The sequence below is a fragment of the Oerskovia enterophila genome (assembly GCF_001692445.1).
Taxonomy (GTDB): Bacteria; Actinomycetota; Actinomycetes; order Actinomycetales; family Cellulomonadaceae; genus Oerskovia; species Oerskovia enterophila.
Genome location: NZ_MAQA01000004.1, coordinates 103,410 through 119,835, shown reverse-complemented (window position 1 = coordinate 119,835; position 16,426 = coordinate 103,410). Strand labels below are relative to the sequence as shown.

The 16,426-nt window shown below is 73.2% G+C and carries 10 protein-coding genes; 4 read left to right on the top strand and 6 right to left on the bottom strand.

What is annotated here, in order from left to right; all coding sequences use genetic code 11:
* The first annotated feature begins 36 nt into the window (after positions 1-36).
* Positions 37-1,224 carry an acyltransferase family protein gene (locus OERS_RS03035; RefSeq protein WP_083201178.1) on the top strand — a complete coding sequence of 396 codons (1,188 nt, stop codon included), beginning with the start codon at positions 37-39 and terminating at the stop codon, positions 1,222-1,224.
* On the opposite strand, the gene mfd is transcribed toward OERS_RS03035, so the two are convergent.
* The 4 genes from mfd to OERS_RS03015 form a co-directional block, all read right to left on the bottom strand.
* A complete protein-coding gene (gene mfd / locus OERS_RS03030) occupies positions 1,175-4,873 on the bottom strand; it encodes a transcription-repair coupling factor (RefSeq protein ID WP_068624340.1) in 3,699 nt (1,232 codons plus the stop codon). The two genes, OERS_RS03035 and mfd, sit on opposite strands and share 50 nt — an antisense overlap.
* 463 nt (positions 4,874-5,336) lie before the next feature.
* Positions 5,337-5,879: a hypothetical protein gene (locus OERS_RS03025; protein ID WP_068624338.1), complete on the bottom strand. Its 543-nt coding sequence runs from the start codon at positions 5,877-5,879 to the stop codon at positions 5,337-5,339.
* 140 nt (positions 5,880-6,019) lie between these two features.
* Positions 6,020-7,177, bottom strand: a complete 1,158-nt coding sequence (locus OERS_RS03020; RefSeq protein WP_068624336.1) for a GNAT family N-acetyltransferase — start codon at positions 7,175-7,177, stop codon at positions 6,020-6,022.
* A 17-nt stretch (positions 7,178-7,194) separates the two neighbouring features.
* Positions 7,195-8,337 carry a GNAT family N-acetyltransferase gene (locus OERS_RS03015; RefSeq protein ID WP_083201177.1) on the bottom strand — a complete coding sequence of 381 codons (1,143 nt, stop codon included), beginning with the start codon at positions 8,335-8,337 and terminating at the stop codon, positions 7,195-7,197.
* A gap of 249 nt (positions 8,338-8,586) precedes the next feature.
* On the opposite strand from OERS_RS03015, the gene OERS_RS03010 reads away from it, so the two are divergent.
* The gene (locus OERS_RS03010) at positions 8,587-9,252 is read left to right on the top strand and encodes a phosphatase PAP2 family protein (RefSeq protein ID WP_068624332.1); all 666 of its coding nucleotides are present in this window, start codon (positions 8,587-8,589) and stop codon (positions 9,250-9,252) included.
* Between the two features lie 32 nt (positions 9,253-9,284).
* Here OERS_RS03010 and OERS_RS03005 read toward each other — a convergent pair whose 3' ends face one another.
* Positions 9,285-10,505: a glycosyltransferase family 4 protein gene (locus tag OERS_RS03005; protein WP_068624330.1), complete on the bottom strand. Its 1,221-nt coding sequence runs from the start codon at positions 10,503-10,505 to the stop codon at positions 9,285-9,287.
* 84 nt (positions 10,506-10,589) lie between these two features.
* Between OERS_RS03005 and OERS_RS03000 the strand changes: the two genes are divergently transcribed.
* The gene (locus OERS_RS03000) at positions 10,590-11,693 is read left to right on the top strand and encodes a glycosyltransferase family 4 protein (protein WP_068624328.1); all 1,104 of its coding nucleotides are present in this window, start codon (positions 10,590-10,592) and stop codon (positions 11,691-11,693) included.
* A gap of 6 nt (positions 11,694-11,699) precedes the next feature.
* Here the strand turns inward: OERS_RS03000 and OERS_RS02995 are convergent, their stop codons facing one another.
* Positions 11,700-15,077, bottom strand: coding sequence for a hypothetical protein (locus OERS_RS02995; protein ID WP_169834185.1), 3,378 nt, complete (start codon positions 15,075-15,077; stop codon positions 11,700-11,702).
* Positions 15,078-15,183: 106 nt separating this feature from the next.
* Between OERS_RS02995 and OERS_RS02990 the strand changes: the two genes are divergently transcribed.
* Positions 15,184-16,314 carry a glycosyltransferase family 4 protein gene (locus OERS_RS02990; protein ID WP_068624324.1) on the top strand — a complete coding sequence of 377 codons (1,131 nt, stop codon included), beginning with the start codon at positions 15,184-15,186 and terminating at the stop codon, positions 16,312-16,314.
* The last annotated feature ends 112 nt before the right edge of the window (positions 16,315-16,426 follow it).

The window sequence follows — 16,426 nt, the reverse complement described above, 5'->3', positions numbered from 1 at the left end:
CTCCACAGGGCCGCGCACCAGCGGCAGGGGACATCGATGGCGACTCCGGCAGGACCCGCCGTCGTCCGGCGCCATCTTCCGTCGCTCACGGCAGTGCGTGCGATCGCTGCTGCGGCGGTCCTCGTCTTCCACCTCGACTACTGGCAGGTCCTCGACATCCCCGGTGCGTACTACGGCAGCACCGGCGTCGCGCTCTTCTTCGTCCTCTCAGGATTCATCCTGACGTGGACGGCCAACGCGGCGCTCCCGCGGAGCGGCTTCTACCTCCGGCGGGTCGCGCGGATCTACCCCGACCACCTCGTGACGCTGGTCGCGGCCCTGGTCATCGCTCTGGTCGTCGGGAGCCCACCCGTCACGGGCCGCATCATCGGGGCCAACGTCCTGCTGCTCCAGGCCTGGTCGCTGGACCCCGCGGTCGTGTACGGGCTCAACGGCGTCGCGTGGTCGCTCTCGTGCGAGCTCGCGTTCTACCTCGCCTTCCCGTTCCTCCTGCCGCTGCTGCGGAGCTGGTCAGGCCGGACCCGGCTCGTCGTGACCCTCGTGGCGCTCGCGATCCCGCTCGTCGCGACGGTCGTGGCCCCCACCACCTACCAGGTGCTCTACCACTTCCCCCTCGCCCGGTTCCCCGAGTTCGTCCTGGGCGTCGTCGCGGGTCTCGCGTTCGTCGAGGGCCACCGGTCGCGGATCCCATGGGTCGGGGTGCTCGGGATCTTCGCCGCGGTGCTCGTCGCGGCCGAGCTCACGCACGCGACCGAGGCCGTGGCCCGCGTCGCGCTCGTCCTGCCGTTCGCACTGTTCCTCATGCTCTGCGCCGAGCGCGACCTGCGTGGCCGGCGAGGGGTGCTGACGCACCGCGTCCTGATCGTCGCGGGCTCGGCCTCGTACGCGTTCTACCTGGTGCACGAGCTCGTGATCCGCCGCGTGCTGGCCACGCCGCTGACGGGGGTGCTCGCCGCGGCCGTCATCACGGTGGCCGCCGCGGCGCTGGCCTACGCGCTCTACCGGTTCGTCGAGGAGCCCGCACGCCACCTGGTCGTGAACCGCTGGGGGCGGGGGCGGCGCGCGTCGGCGGGCGCGCCCACGGGCGCGGCGCAGGCCTCCCCCGGCCCGACGGCGCCGCTCGCCGACGCGGGCGCGTCGCCCACCGCGGACCCTGCCGCCGCGACAGCGACGGCTAACGCTTCGCCGTCCCCACCGACGCGGCCGCGCTCACGTCGCCCGTGATGACCGCGTCGATGAGCTGGCGCGCCCAGGCGAGCACCTCCATGCCCCGCAGCGGACGGCCTCCGATGCGCGCCGTCGTCGGGAAGGGCACGAGGAACGCGCGGATCGCGGGCTTGAGCATGGTGCCCGGGTAGAGGCGCTTGAGGCGCAGCTCCGCGGACTCCGGGAGGTCGACGGGCGCGAAGCGCACGAACTTGCCCTGCGCCGTGACGTCCGCGAGCCCCGCGCGGCGCGCGTGGTTGCGGAAGTCGGCGACCGCGAACAGCGCCTCGACGACCTCCGGGAGCGCGCCGTAGCGGTCGACCAGCTCGGCCCGCACCTCGGCGAGCGCCGGCTCGTCCTGGGCCGCCGCGATCTTGCGGTACGCCTCGAGGCGCAGGCGCTCGTGCGCGATGTAGTCGTGCGGGATGTGGGCGTCCACGGGCAGCTCGATCGAGACCTCGGGGGCTTCCTCCTCGACCTCGCCCTTGAACGACGCCACGGCCTCCCCGACCATGCGCACGTACAGGTCGAACCCGACGCCCGCGATGTGCCCCGACTGCTCGCCGCCCAGCAGGTTGCCCGCGCCGCGGATCTCGAGGTCCTTCATGGCGATCTGCATGCCCGCGCCGAGGTCCGTGTTGGCGGCCATGGTCGCGAGGCGGTCGTGCGCGGTGTCGGTCAGCGGGCGCTCGGGCGGGTACAGGAAGTACGCATAGGCGCGCTCGCGCCCACGACCCACGCGGCCACGGAGCTGGTGGAGCTGGGACAGGCCCAGCATGTCGGCGCGCTCCAGGATGAGCGTGTTGGCGTTGGAGATGTCGAGGCCGGTCTCGATGATCGTCGTGCAGACCAGGACGTCGAGCTCCTTCTCCCAGAACGCCGTGATCGTCTGGTCGAGCTGGGACTCGCTCATCTTGCCGTGCGCGACGCCGATGCGGGCCTCGGGGACCAGCTCGCGCAGGCGCTGGGCCGTGCGGTCGATCGTCTCGACCTTGTTGTGCACGTAGAACACCTGGCCCTCGCGCAGCAGCTCGCGACGGATCGACGCCGAGATCTGCTTCTCCTCGTACGCGCCCACGTACGTGAGCACGGGGTGCCGCTCCTCGGGCGGGGTCGCGAGCGTCGACATCTCGCGGATGCCCGTGACGGCCATCTCGAGCGTGCGCGGGATGGGGGTCGCGCTCATCGCGAGCACGTCGACGTTGGTCCGGAGCTGCTTGAGCGTCTCCTTGTGCTCGACGCCGAACCGCTGCTCCTCGTCGATGATGACCAGGCCCAGGTCCTTGAACTTGATGGACCCGGAGATGATGCGGTGCGTGCCGATCACGACGTCGACCGAGCCGTCCTTGAGCCCCTCGACCGTCTCCTTGGACTCGGCCTCGGTCTGGAAGCGCGAGAGCGCCTTGACCGTCACGGGGAACGCCGAGTAGCGCTCGGCGAACGTCTGGAAGTGCTGCTGGACCAGGAGCGTCGTGGGCACGAGGACCGCAACCTGCTTGCCGTCCTGCACTGCCTTGAACGCCGCGCGGACCGCGATCTCGGTCTTGCCGTAGCCGACGTCGCCGCACACGAGCCGGTCCATGGGGACGGGCTTCTCCATGTCGGCCTTGACCTCGTCGATCGTGACGAGCTGGTCGGGCGTCTCGACGTACGCGAACGCGTCCTCGAGCTCGCGCTGCCACGGGGTGTCGGGGCCGAACGCGTGCCCCTGCGTGGCCATGCGCGCGCTGTAGAGGCGGATGAGCTCGCCCGCGATCTCCTTGACGTGCTTGCGCGCCTGGCTCTTGGTCTTGGCCCAGTCCGAGCCGCCCATCTTGTTCAGGCTGGGCGACTCGCCGCCCGTGTACTTGGTGACCTGGTCGAGCTGGTCGGACGGCACGAACAGGCGGTCGCCCGGCTGGCCGCGCTTGCTGCTCGCGTACTCGATGACGAGGTACTCGCGGGTCGCGGCGTTGCCGCCCGTGCCGAGCGTGCGCTGCACGAGCTCGACGAACTTCCCCACGCCGTGCTGCTCGTGCACCACGTAGTCGCCCGCGCGCAGCGCGAGGGGGTCGACGACGTTGCGCCGCCGCGAGGGCATCTTGCGCATGTCGCGCGTGCTCGACCCCTGGCGTCCCGTGAGGTCCGACTCGCTGAACACCGCGAGCTTGAGCTCCGGCGCGACGAAGCCCGGCCCCACGGGTGCGGGCGTCACGAGCACGACGCCGCCGTCGGGCTCGGTGTCGATCGACGCAACGAGGCGCGCGGCCGTGTCGACCGCGGAGAGCTGCTCGGTCATGCGACGTGCGGGACCGTGGCCCTCGGTCGTCAGGACCAGGCGCCAGCCCGCGTGCTGGAGGGAGCGCAGGTCGTCGAGCGCGCGCTCGACGTCCCCGCGGTAGGACTCGACGTTGCGCGCGGGCACGGTGAAGGTGGTCACGCCGTCCGTGCCCATGCCCGACGTCGGGCCCTCGCCTCCGGGGAGCTCGTCGCCCGGGTGGGCCTCGCCGTCGGGGGTGGCGCCCTCGTCGAAGCCGAACGGGCTGAGCGTCCACCACCCGAGGCCGCGACGCTCGGCGACGTCGTGGACGTCGGCGAACGTCTCGAACGACGCGGCCGAGAGGTTGATCGGGGTCGAGCCGCCCGCCGCGGCGCCGGTCCAGGCCGCGGCGAGGAACTCCTCGGTCGTCGCGACGAGGTCGTGCGCGCGGCGGCGCACGCGCTCGGGGTCGTTGATGATCAGCAGGGCGTCGTCGGGGACGAGCTCCAGGACGGGCAGCATGCGGTCCACGAGGACCGGGGCGAGGGACTCCATGCCCTCGACGGCGATGCCGGCGGCGAGCTTGTCGAGCATGTCGGTCGCGCCGGGGAGCGTCTCGATGAGCTCGGCCGCGCGGGCGCGGACGGCGTCCGTCAGGAGGATCTCGCGGCACGGCGGCGCCCACACGCCGTGGTCCGCGATCTCGAGGCTGCGCTGGTCCGCGACCGCGAACCAGCGGATCTCGGTGACCTCGTCGCCCCAGAACTCGACGCGGAGCGGGTGGTCCTCGGTCGGCGGGAAGACGTCGAGGATGCCGCCGCGCACCGCGAACTCGCCGCGCCGCTCGACCATGTCCACGCGCTGGTAGGCCGCCGCGCTCAGGCGCTCGGCGACGTCGGTGAGGTCGGCCGTCTCACCCGTGCTGAGCTCGACCGGCTCGAGGTCACCCAGGCCCTCGACGACCGGCTGGAGCAGCGCGCGCACCGGCATGACGAGGACGCGTACCGGGCCCGACTGGCTGATCTCGCTGGTCGGGTGCGCGAGGCGGCGGAACACCGCGAGCCGCTTGGCGACCGTGTCGCTGCGCGGCGACAGGCGCTCGTGCGGCAGCGTCTCCCACGCGGGCAGGACCGCGACCAGGTCGCCCAGCTCGTCGGGCAGGTAGGCGCGCACGCTCGCCGCGAGCTCGTCAGCCTCGCGACCCGTCGCGGTCACGACGACGAGGGGCCGGGAGCCCTGGGCCGGGGCGCCCTGTGCGGCCCCGGCGGCTTCCCCGGTCGCGGTCGCCCCCGCCATCGCGGCGAGCAACGGCGGACGCACGCCCACCGGTCCGACGACGTCGACCGCGCCCCGCAGGCGCACGTGCTCGACGACCGCGCGCGCGGTCGGGTCGGCCAGGAGGGCGGGCAGGATTCCGGTGAGGTTCATGAGTTCCTTCGAGCAGGGTCACCGACGGCGGTCGTCCACAGGCAGGGCACGGGTCGACGCGCCCCGCAGCGAGAGGCGGGGCACGCCGGGACAGCACGAGCGGCCCGGACCGAGGTCGAGGCGGCGGTCCGGGCTGAGGGTGCGAGAACCAGGTTACGCCGAGGGGGTGACAGGGGGCGCGGTGGTTTCGCGGAGCGCGCACGCCCTGCCTACCCGGAGCACAACGCACCTAGGTCTCGCCCAACGGGATCGTCGAGCGTCGGGAGCAGGCCCGCGTGCGAGCAGCGAGTCCTCGGCGAGTGCGCTCTCCACGATCTGCCTTGGCGAAACGCAACCAGCACCTCGCAAGCTGACGAGCCGCGGCAACCAACCCGAGCGACGCAAATCCCTACCATCGATGACGACACCCCAGCTGCGACTCGCGAAGTGGGCAATCCCCCGCACGTTCTCGAGCCGTGCAGTGCTAGAGCCTAGAGATCTGCTCCCGAGCAATGTCGAGCAACCCGGGCGCGGCCATCTCGCACCACTGATCCACGTAGTCCAGGTCAGGAAGCGGAAAGAAGGCATCACGGTTCGTCAGTCGCCACTCCAGGTACCTGGAATCATCTAGATACGGATCCTCTGAACGGTTCGCCAGCGGCAAGACAAACCGAGCCGCACTCTCCCGCAGCAGCTCGCGGTCAAGCGCGGAGAGAACATCGTGCAGCATCGTCGTCTTATAGACGGTTGTCGCGATGTTGTACATCTCCCACCCCACCGGCCCATAGCCCCCCTCGGCACCGACGCAGGTCGCCTTTCTCGTTTCACCATCATCGATCAACGAGAACATCCGACCAACGGTCTCGAATCGCAGCCACACGGCGGCACCCCTGCCCTGATCGTTCGACCTCACCCAACCCGAAGGCGTGCCGCTCAGCCTCTTCATCCCCAGCGCCTTGAACTGACCGTCGAGTCGACGCATCACCGCAGTTCTCGCCGCCGCGCGACTGAGCAGCTGTGACGTCATCAATACCTCACCAACACCCTCTGCATGCCATCTCCGCTCTGAGGAACCACTACCAGCAGTGGTTCATCCTGCGTGATCCCGTTGCAGTTCGGCACGAGTTGGCTGCACCAGGACGCGCGACCCGCCGCGTTCCGTTGCCTTCAGCCCCGCCGCTCCCGCACCCACCTACGGACCCTCCCCGACGCCACGATCGCCGACAGCAGCGCCCGCGACGGCCAGCTCCCCACGGCGCACGTGACCGAGACGAGGTCCACGCGGTCGGGGTAGAGCAGCGTCTCGTCGGGGTACCGGCGCGGGTCGATGCAGCTGTCGACCAGCACCGTCCCGGGCATCTCGGCGAGCAGGCGCATCCCGAGCAGCCGCCCCCACGCCCCGGGTGAGTGCGCCGACCAGGCCGGGTCGTAGGCGTCGGAGATCGAGAAGACCACGCCGTCGCGCCGGACGCGCACCGCGAGGTACACCGGCGCCCCGGCCGGACCGACCCGCAGCACGTGCGCCTCACCCCGCTCGCGGTAGGTCTCCACCAGTCCCGCGAACCACTCCGCGGCGCCGGGCACCACGCGCCGGGCCTCCCCTCCCTGGGCCCGGTCGCCCTTCCAGCCCGCGGCCTCCAGGTCGAGAAAGTGCTCGACGACGTCGGGCTCGTCCGTCGCGTCGACGATCCGCAGCTCCTGCCCGAGCTCCTCGACGAGGTGTCGCCGCCCGCGCCGGAGGTTCTTGCGCCGCGAGGCGGACAGCTGCGGACCAAGCTCCTCACGAGCACCCCGCCCCGGCACGAGCGCCCCGCGCGAGATCCGGTCCCACTCGCGCACCGGCATGCCCGCACGGGCGAAGGCGTCCAGCAGCAACGTCGTCGTCTCCCCCGACGCCCTCAGCAACGGGAGGTCGACCGCCTGGCCGAGCGCTCGCCGTCGGGCATGGAGCGCCGCGACCAGCGCCGCGACCGCCAGCCGCGGGCGGGCCGCGTCCACGAGCGGCGCGCGCAGCGCCGCGAAACGCTCGACGAACGGCCCGTCGAGGCTCGCGTGCCGCGCAGGCCACAGCCGGTTGCGAGCCACGGTCTCGAACGGGAGGAACGCGAGCCAGCCCGACCCGTCCGCTACGACGAGCGCCATGACTGCGCGCCCTCCCCCCATCCCGCGGGCGGCCGCCCCCAGGACGGCGGGCTCGAAGTAGAGGTTGGGCTCGAGCGAGGAGTCCGCGAGGCGCTGCCAGGCCGCGAGGTCCTCGGCGCCCAGATCGGCCACGCGCACGACCCGGCTCGCGACCTCAGCGCCTGCCGCGGCGGCGCTGCCCACCGGCGCACCGTGAAGCCTCACCGGAAGCGCCGCACCACACGCGCGGCGGCCCGCATGACCCGCATGGTCAGGCGCGCGAAGACGCCCCCGGTCACGACGGTCGACGAGACCATCGTCAGCCGGTCCGGGAAGAGGGCGGTCGCGTCCTTGTAGAGCGAGGGGTTCATCGAGCTGTCGAACACCTCGACGTCGGTGTTCTCGTCGAGCCAGGACAGCGCCATCATGCGCCCGATCGCCCCGGGTCCGTACCTCGCCCACTCCTCGCTGTAGACGTCGAAGTACCCGAACGCCGTGGAGCCGGTGCAGACGATCACCGCCATGTGCAGCAGGACCCCTCCCGCCACCAGCGCGAAGACGTGGGCTCGCCCGCTCGTCGAGAAGCCGGCGAGCATCTCGCTGAACCACTCCTGACCACCCCGCCGGTTCCTGAAGCCCAGTCCCCCGCGCGCGGCGTCGCCCTTCCACCCCTGCTGCTCGAAGTCGAGGAACGCCTTCGCGATCTCCGGGTCGTCCGCACGATCCTCCAGGACGAGCGTCTGGCCCACCGCACGCTCGAGCCGTCGGCGGCCCCGGGCGAGCGACTTGCCCCGGGGCATGCGCTCGGCCCAGCTCCCGGGCTCGCCCTCGTCGAACCGGACAGCGCCCCGCGGGTCACCGCCCCACGCGTGCGCCGGCAGGCCGCGTTCCCGGCACGCCCCGTCGAGGCGTCGGTTGACCTGCCCGTCCCGCGAGAGCAGGTGCAGGTCGATCGCCTGCCCGAGCTCACGGCGCCGCTCGTGGAACGCGTCGACCAGCGCCTCGACGGCCTCGTCGACGCGCGAGCCGTCGACGAGCGGCGTCCCGAGCGGGCAGTAGAGCGCGAGGAAGTCCGAGCCGGTCGAGGCGTGCCGCCACGGCCAGTGCTTGTCGCCCGGGACCATCTCGAACGGGAGCGCGGCCCACCAGCCGCCGGGCTCGGCCTCCCGCGGGCCCCCGCCCGGGACCTCGTCGACGACGAGGAGCCGCAGCCCGGACCCGCCGCTGAGCTCCCGCACCGCGGGCACCAGCATCTCGGGCTCGAAGTACGGGTTGGGCTCGGCGGCACGGGCGGCGAGCGCCCGCCACGACTCGATCTCCTGATCCGTCAGGTCGATGATGCTCAGCACACGACTCCGTGCCATGAAGGACCCTCTGTCGTCCGGCGATCGCTTTCCCTGGACCTCGCGAGATCGGTGCCCGGGGCATCTGCAGTACGACGGTAGACACCGAACGACGCCGGGGCCACAGTGGGAGCACTGATTTCACCCGGCCGGATTCCCCATGCCGCGCCGTCGTCGTCCGACAGTTCCCGTAGTGGCCGCGAGCGCTCGATCAGGCACTCGTCAGGCGCTCCCCAGCCGCCGCCCGACGCACTCCCAGGAAGGCCTGCCGTGACCACGGACGAGCTGCACGACGTCGACGCCCGCCCAGGGCGGTCGGCCCGCGTCCCGCTCCTGCTCGCAGCAGCCGTGGCGCTCGGGGCCGTGTTCGCCGCGACGTACGTCGTGACCGTCCGCACGCTCTCAGGGCAGCAGATCGACAACGGCGCGTTCGTCTCGTGGCAGCAGCTCAACCCGTTCCTCGGGTCGTTCGCGCAGGTCCTGCGACCGGCCCTGCCCGTCGCGCTCGGGGTCGTGTGCGCGGTCCTCGGGGTCCTCGCGCTGCGGGCCCGTCGGTGGAAGGACGTGGTGCGTGCCGTGGCCGTCGTGGCCGTCACGGTCCCGCTCGCACGCTGGCTCCGCGACGTCGCGCTCGACCGGCCGGACCTCGCCGATCTGGCCTATCCCCAGAACACGCTGCCCTCGGGGCACGTCGCGGTGACCGCCGCGCTGTGCGTCGCGGTCGTGTTCCTCTGGCCGCGCCGCTCGGGGGCTCTCGTGGCGTGGGCCGTGGTCGTGAGCCTCGTGGCGTGCGTCGCCTCGCTGCTCGAGCACGCGCACCGCCCGAGCGACGTCGTCGCGTCCCTCACGCTCGTGGGGGCGCTCACGTGCCTGGTGCTCGCGCTCACGCAGCGCCGGCGCGTGGCTCGCGAGGTAGAACCTCCTGCGTCGAGGTAGTACCCGCTGAGCTCTACCTCGCGCAGGAGGTTCTATCTCGGCGCACGGGCTCGCCGGGCGGACCGGGATCTCAGGACGCGCTCGTAGACGTCGTCGTACCGGTCGACGACGGCCTCCCAGGTGTAGCCCTCGACCTCGCGGCGGCCTGCGGTCCCGAGCGCGGCCGCGACGTCGGGCGCGTCGAGCAGCGACCCGATCGCGCCCGCGAGCGCCGCGGCGTCCCGGGGGTCGACGAGCAGGCCGTCGACGCCGTCGGTGAGGAGCGTGCGGGGGCCTCCGAGCACCGTGCCGACCACGGGACGCCCGGCCCGCCAGGCCTCGAGCACCACGATCGACGCGGCCTCCTTGCGGCTCGGCACCACCACGACCGTGGCCGCCGCGAGCGCCTCGGCGACGGCGTCCGGTCCCAGCATCCCGGGGAAGGACACGCGGTCCTCGACCCCGAGCGTCCGCGCGCGACGCCGCAGCTCCGCGAGCTCCGACCCGTCGCCCGCGATCGTGAGCCGGGCCCGCTCGGCGAGTCCCGACGACGCGAACGCCTCGAGCAGCAGGTCGAAGCCCTTGACGTGCTCGACGCGGCCGACCGCGAGCAGCACGGGTTCGGTCGCGTCGCCGGCGACCGGCCCGGTGTCGGCCGGGGCCGCGGGACCCGCGCCACCGGCCTGGGCTGCCGCTGCCGCCGGACCCGCACCGAGCTCCACCCCGTTCGGCACGACGACGGCGCTCCCGTACCCGAAGCGCTCGGCCAGGTCCTCGGTGACGATCGTCGAGCAGCCCGTCACGGCGTCCGCACGCGCGAGGGCCGCGCCGAACCAGGTGCGCATCCACCACGACGTGCCGAGCGCGTCGTGGTCGTCGGCGAACGTCTCGCCGTGCGAGCTGACGACGAGCGGCGTGCGGGTGACGCGCCCCAGGGCCGTGGCGTAGACGCCGTTGGGGCCGAAGCACTGCACGTGCAGGACGTCGGGGCGCAGCGAGCGGTACGCGCGGGACCATCGCCACGCGGCCGCGGGCCAGCGGACCGCGAAGGACAGGACGCCGCGAGCGCCGCGCGAGGGCTGGGGCGTCGGCAGGTAGCGGACCGTGACGCCGTCGAGCACGCGGGTCCCGAGGTGCTCACCCTGGTCGACGGCCCACACCTCGACCGTCTCGCCGCGCGCGGCGAGGACGCGCGCGACGTGCTGGACGTGGGTCTCGACCCCGCCCGTGCGGGGCGCGTAGGAGCTCGTGACGAGCGCGGTCCGGGGACTCATTTCGCCCTCTCAGGGCCGGGGCCCGGCGGCCGCGCAGGGCTAGAGTGGGCCACTTCCCGACCTGCGAGAGAACGGACTCCCCGCATGCCGCAGCTGGTGATCGCGACCGTCGCGGTTGAGGTGCCCATGGGCGCGCAAGTTTATCAGGAGGAGGTCGCCACCCGGGCGGCCCGAGCCCTCTCCGCACCCCCCGGGGACACGGTTTCACCCACCGCGTCGCAGGCTCCCGCACGGGCCGGGGACTGGACCGTGAAGCGCACCGTCGCCCGCTCGCTGCGCTCGCCCCTGCCGGGCACGCTCCGCCTCCCCCTCTCCCGCCTCGGTACCGCCTCGCCCGCGCTCCGCAGGGCCGCAGGCCGGGTCGTCTACCCGCGCGGCGCCGTCGTGCACCGCGTCGGGCTCGAGCTGCCCCCGCACCCGACGCGCGACGTCGTGACCATCCAGGACGTCGTGTCCTGGCGGTTCGACGACGAGTCCCGGCCTGTGCGTGCGGCCGCCGAGGAGGCCCGGCGCGCGGCGGCCGTCGTCACCGTCTCCGAGTTCAGCGCCGACGAGATCGCCGAGCTGCTCGGCGTCGAGCGTCCGCACGTCGCCTACAACGGGGTCGACGAGCGCTACTTCCGTACCCCGCCGCTCGACGCGGCGGCGCTCGAGGCCCTGGGCATCACCGGTCCGTACGTGCTGCACGCGGGGGGCGCCTCGCGGCGCAAGAACCTCGAGAGCCTCGCCGCGGCATGGCCCTTGATCCACAGCGCGCGCCCGGACCTGACGCTCGTCATGAGCGGCCCGCGCAACGCGCGGCGCGACGCGCTCTTCGGTGCGCTGGCGGGCACACGCCTCGTGGGTCGCCTGCCCGACGACGTCATGCCCGGCCTGGTCGCGGGCGCCGCCGTCGTCGTGGTCCCCTCGCACTACGAGGGCTTCGGTCTGCCCGCGCTCGAGGGCATGGCCGCGGGGGTGCCCGTGGTCGCGGCCCGCACGAGCTCGCTGCCCGAGGTCGTGGGCGACGGGGGACTGCTCGTGGACCCGACGCCCGACGAGATCGCCCAGGCGACCCTGTTCGTGCTCTCGGACGACCCTGAGGTCGCGGCCATGGTCGAGCGCGGCCGGGTCCGCTCGGCCGACTTCACGTGGGAGCGCAGCGCGGCGCAGCACGCGGCCGTGTGGCGGAGCGTGGCCGCGCGCTGACGCGGTTCAGGCTCCCCCGGGCCCCCAGGCCTGGAGCGCGCTCACGGTCGCGACGTACGCGCTCTCAGTGGCGAGCGGCAGGAACGACGGGTGCAGCCCGCCCACCACGCCCGAGTAGTTCGCCGCGAGCACGGGCACGCCCCGCTCGGTCGTCATGGGCACCGAGACGCGCACCGCGGTGACCTCGACCGGGTCGATCTCGAACACCGCGACCCGGTCGGAGAACTGGTCCTCCTGCTCGACGACGTCCTGCCACGTGCCGTCGGGCAGCTGGACCGAGACGGTGTAGTCCCGCAGCCCCATGCTGCAGCACCGGATCCCTGCCGTGGCGACGCCGATCCGGTCGATCGTCTGCGGCCCGTCGGTCGTCACGGTCACCGAGGGGTTCTCGTCGACGACGTCGTCCGCGAGGCGCCCGGATCTCCACGGGTCGCGGACGTCGAACGTCCCCGAGGTCACGACCTGGGCGTCGGCCTCCTCGTGGGTCGAGGTCGCCGTGACAGGCCGGCCGGCCAGGAGGTCCGGGCCGAACGGCTGGATGGCCTCGACCGCGAGTGCCTGGCCCGGCGCACCGACGAGGAAGACGGGCGCTCCCGTGACCGGGAGGTCGGCACCGTCCGGGCCGACCTCGATCCTCGTCTCGGCCCCGTACTGGTCGACCATCCGCAGCGTGCCCGGGCCGCCGTCGGCCGTGACGCGCAGCGTGGTCGACAGGTCGTCGCCCCAGACCGCGAGCAGCTGCTCGCCCGTCGGTCCCACGGCCGAGGCCGCGAACGTGCCGGGCGCGCCCGTCTCGACGAACGTGGGCGACCCGTAGGGGGCGAGCAGCGCCGAGGTCGCGGCGAACGCCGCCCCGGACGGCTTGACGTAGCTGCCGTACTGGACGAGCGACCACGAGTTGCCAGACTCCCCGAAGCCACCCTCGGAGAAGAAGTACGTCCACTCGTCGATCCCCTCGGACCCGTACCAGAGCAGCTTGCGTGCGACGTCCGAGCCACCCGCCCAGAAGTTCGCGACGCCGTCGGACCACCAGCCGGACTCGGTGTCCCAGACGGGCAGGTCCCCGCACGGGGCCACGGCCTCGCGCAGCGCGTCCAGGTCGTCGCCCGGCTGCGAGAAGCCCTGCTCCTCCCACGAGCGGTTGAGGCCCGTGTAGGGGTGGATCCCGACGACGTCCATCGACGCGCACCCGCCGGCCTCGACGAGCGCGGCCCACCAGTCGGGCACGATGCCCAGGGTGTTCCCGCCGACGATCCGGACCCCCGGGAACGCGGCGCGCGCCCCGGCCGCGAAAGGCGCGCCGATCTGCTCCTCGTACTGCGCGCCGTCGTCGAAGCCCGTGTTGTTGGGCTCGTTCCACGGCTGCCAGGCCACGATCCCCGGTGCTTCCTGCGTGATCGCCGCGACGATCTCGCGCGACCAGCCCTCCCAGGTGCCCGCGTCGACCGCCGCCCGCTCGGCCTCGCCGCCGGACCCGAGCTGCAGCGTCAGCGTGACGCCGCTGGCCTCCGCGAGCGCCGCAGCAGCCGCGAGCTCGGCGAACGGGTCGGCCTCGGCCCCTTCCTCGGGCTCGGGCACGCCTGCGCTCGGGAGCGAGTCCCAGACGAGCCCGTCGGCGCTCGGGGTGCCGGTCGGGTCGGGCACGATCGCGCCGAAGTCGAGCTGCCAGCGGAAGCTGCCCACACCGAGCTGGTCGGCGAGCTGCACCCCGCGCAGGACGGAAGCCCCGCCCCAGTCGGCGCCGTCGGCCAGCCCGGCGAGGTCGAGCGGGGCGCCGGGGGCCCCGACCGTGTAGCGCAGGCACGTCCCCGAGACCGGGTCGCCGCTCTCGCGGTCGACCAGCGCCGCGTCGACCTCGTAGACCCCGGGCCGCGTGGCGGGCAGCGTCACGGGCACGTCCCCGCCGTCGGTCGGGATGTCGACGACCTGCTCGTCGCCCACGACCGGGTCGAACACCCGCGGGTCTCCCCGCACCTGGAAGCGCAGCTCGTACGTGTCGCTCCAGCGCCCCCACGAGTCGTCGAGGCTCAGGCGGACCGCGGGCTCCTCGCCCGGCGGGAAGTAGTTGTAGACCTCGTCGGTCACGAGCCCGGCCCCCGCCCCCACGACCGAGAGGAAGCCGTCATTGATCGCGTTGTACTTCACGGGCGCACCGAGCTGGTAGGCCATGCGGTCGGCCGTGACAGCGGTGAGCGCGACGGCCCCCTCGCTCGTCGTGAGCGCGTAGTACGTGCCGTCGTCGAGCACGAGGGGCGAGCCGTCGAGAAGCGTGAAGTCCGCGTCGAGGTCGGCGCGCGCGTCGGGCCACACGCCGCGGCGGACGCCGTCCGCGCCCACGTGCTCGAACCCGAGGCCGTCCTCGATCACCACGAGACCGTCGCCGTCGGGGGCCGGTGCGACGCCGACCACGGCGTCGAACCAGTGCTGCGAGGGCTTGGCGAACGCCCACTTGCCGTTCGCGGTCGCCCCGAGATGCAGCTCCTCGGCCCCGTCCTGGTCGAGGACCGTCAGGTCGTCCGTGGCCCCCGCGTCCGACTTCCCCGACGACTCGAGCACCAGCCCGCCGTCCGGGAGCTGCCCCAGCACCTGGCCCGGGAAGTCGTCCCGGGTGCCGACGATCTTCCCGTCGGTCCCTACGAGGTGCAGGGTCTGCTCGGTCTCGTGCACGCCGATCACGGGCCGGCCGTCGAGGTCGTCCCACATCGCCATGCCGTACAGGTCGAGGACCCCACCCTCGGTCTGGTCGCCCTCGGGCAGGTGCGTCGTCCAGGACCGGGTGCCGTCGGGCTCGAAGCGGACCAGGTCGCGGCGCTGCATGAGCGTGTCGAGGAAGTAGATCCCGCCGTCGGCGTCGACCTCGAACTGCTCGGGGCTGAACGCCTCGTTGCCCTCGTCGAGCTGCAGCTCGAAGTCCGTCGTGCCCTTCGCCTCACCTGTCGTCACGTCGTAGCGGGTCACGCGGTAGGCGCTCGACCGGTCCCACTCCAGGACATAGGCGAGCCCGTCGCGGACCCGCATCGAGAGGACGGTGCCGTCCGTCAGGGTCGCGACGTCGTCGACGACGTCCCGGCGCCCACCGAGCTCGGCCGGGTCGACCCCGTCGTGCGTGATCTTGTCGACCACCGGGAACCCGCACACCGGGGCCGCCCCCGGCTCGCTCGCGCTGACGACCGTGGGCATGGGCGGACCGGACGTCCCGGGGTCCGCGGCTGCTCCGTCGCCGACCGCGCGGACGACCAGCACGGCCGCCGTGGCGACCACGACCGTCCCCGCGACACCGACCACCCAGGACCGGCGTCGTCGGTACCAGGGGGTGGGGCGCTCGCTCGGCTCTGGCGGGTCGGTCACGTCGGTGCTCCCGTCGGGCCCGGAAAGGTGGGCCAAGGGTCGATCGTACGTCGGGTCCCTGCCGCCCCAGAGGCCCCGGGGGACACATTTCACCCCCTCGGGCGCAGGGTCGACCGCCCGGACCATCCCCTACGCTGACCGCATGGACACGGACCTGCCCGACGTCGCCCGTGCGCCCTCAGGCGGATCGGTCCTGTGGCTGAGCAACGAGACCCCCGACCGCGACGGTCAGGGCGGCCAACGACGCCAGTACTTCCAGATCCGTGCCCTGGTCCGCGCGGGATGGTCCGTCCACGTCCTGACCCTCGCCGGGGACCAGGACGACACGACCCTGCGGGAGATCGCGACCGTCGAGCGCTTCGCGCCGTTCCTCCACAAGCGCCTCCCCCACCCGACCCGCTACTTCCTGGCGCGCCGTCGTGCGCGCTCGGGCCGGTACGACCACGTGATCGTGGCCCACCTCGAGTCCTGGGCGCTGCTGCGCGGGGCCGGGCGCCGGCTCGGCGTCCCCGTCCTCGTCGACGTCCACAACGTCATGAGCCCCTGGCTGTCCCGGTACGGCAGGACGCGTGAGGCCGCCACGTTCCGCCGGATCGAGGACCGCGTCCTGCACGACGCGTCGGCCGTCTCCGTCTGCTCGCCCGCCGAGCTCGACCGCCTGCCGGACGGTGGGACCGCGCGGCGGATCGTCGCGCCGCACGGGATCGACGAGTCCGAGTGGCCGCCACCCCCCGCCGCCGTGCCGGGACCCGTCGTCGGGATGTTCGGCAACTGGTCCTGGACCCCGAACACCGCCGGGATCGCGTGGTTCGCCAAGGACGTGTGGCCCCGCGTCCGCGAGGCCGTGCCCGACGCCGAGTGGCACGTCGCGGGGAGCGGCACCCCCGCGCGGTTCGCCGAGATCGAGGGCTTCCGCGGGCTCGGTCGCGTCCCCGCGCTGACCGACCTCACGGCGGTCTCGCGCGTGGTCGGGGTCCCCGTGCGCGCGGGGGTCGGCGCCCCGGTCAAGTTCGGCGAGGCCCTCGCGACAGGGCGCCCCGTGATCGCCACGACCGACGGTGCGAGCGCGCACCTGGGCTCCCCGGCGCGCGTCACGAACGACACCGACGAGTGGGTCGCCTGGCTCGTCGAGCGGCTGGGTCCGGACCCCGCGCTCGCCGACGACGAGGGTCGGCGGACCTACCGCTGGGCGATGGACCAGCTGCCGTGGGAACGCACGACCGCGCCGATCGTCGCCTGGCTGTCCGAGAATTCCACCCGCTCCAGGGCCTGATCCGGCGTCCGCCCGCTGATAGTGTGCCCGTGTCGTAGAAGGCCCGGTTCTCACCGGTCGAGACTCCTCCGACCACCACACGATCCGCATCGCGCGGACACCATGCCGAAGG

Coding starts and splice junctions, on each gene's coding strand:
- OERS_RS03035 (WP_083201178.1), top strand. CDS start 37: ATGGCGACTCCGGCAGGACCCGCCGTCGTCCGGCGCCATCTTCCGTCG.
- mfd (WP_068624340.1), bottom strand. CDS start 4,873: ATGAACCTCACCGGAATCCTGCCCGCCCTCCTGGCCGACCCGACCGCG.
- OERS_RS03025 (WP_068624338.1), bottom strand. CDS start 5,879: ATGACGTCACAGCTGCTCAGTCGCGCGGCGGCGAGAACTGCGGTGATG.
- OERS_RS03015 (WP_083201177.1), bottom strand. CDS start 8,337: ATGGCACGGAGTCGTGTGCTGAGCATCATCGACCTGACGGATCAGGAG.
- OERS_RS03005 (WP_068624330.1), bottom strand. CDS start 10,505: ATGAGTCCCCGGACCGCGCTCGTCACGAGCTCCTACGCGCCCCGCACG.
- OERS_RS03000 (WP_068624328.1), top strand. CDS start 10,590: ATGCCGCAGCTGGTGATCGCGACCGTCGCGGTTGAGGTGCCCATGGGC.
- OERS_RS02990 (WP_068624324.1), top strand. CDS start 15,184: ATGGACACGGACCTGCCCGACGTCGCCCGTGCGCCCTCAGGCGGATCG.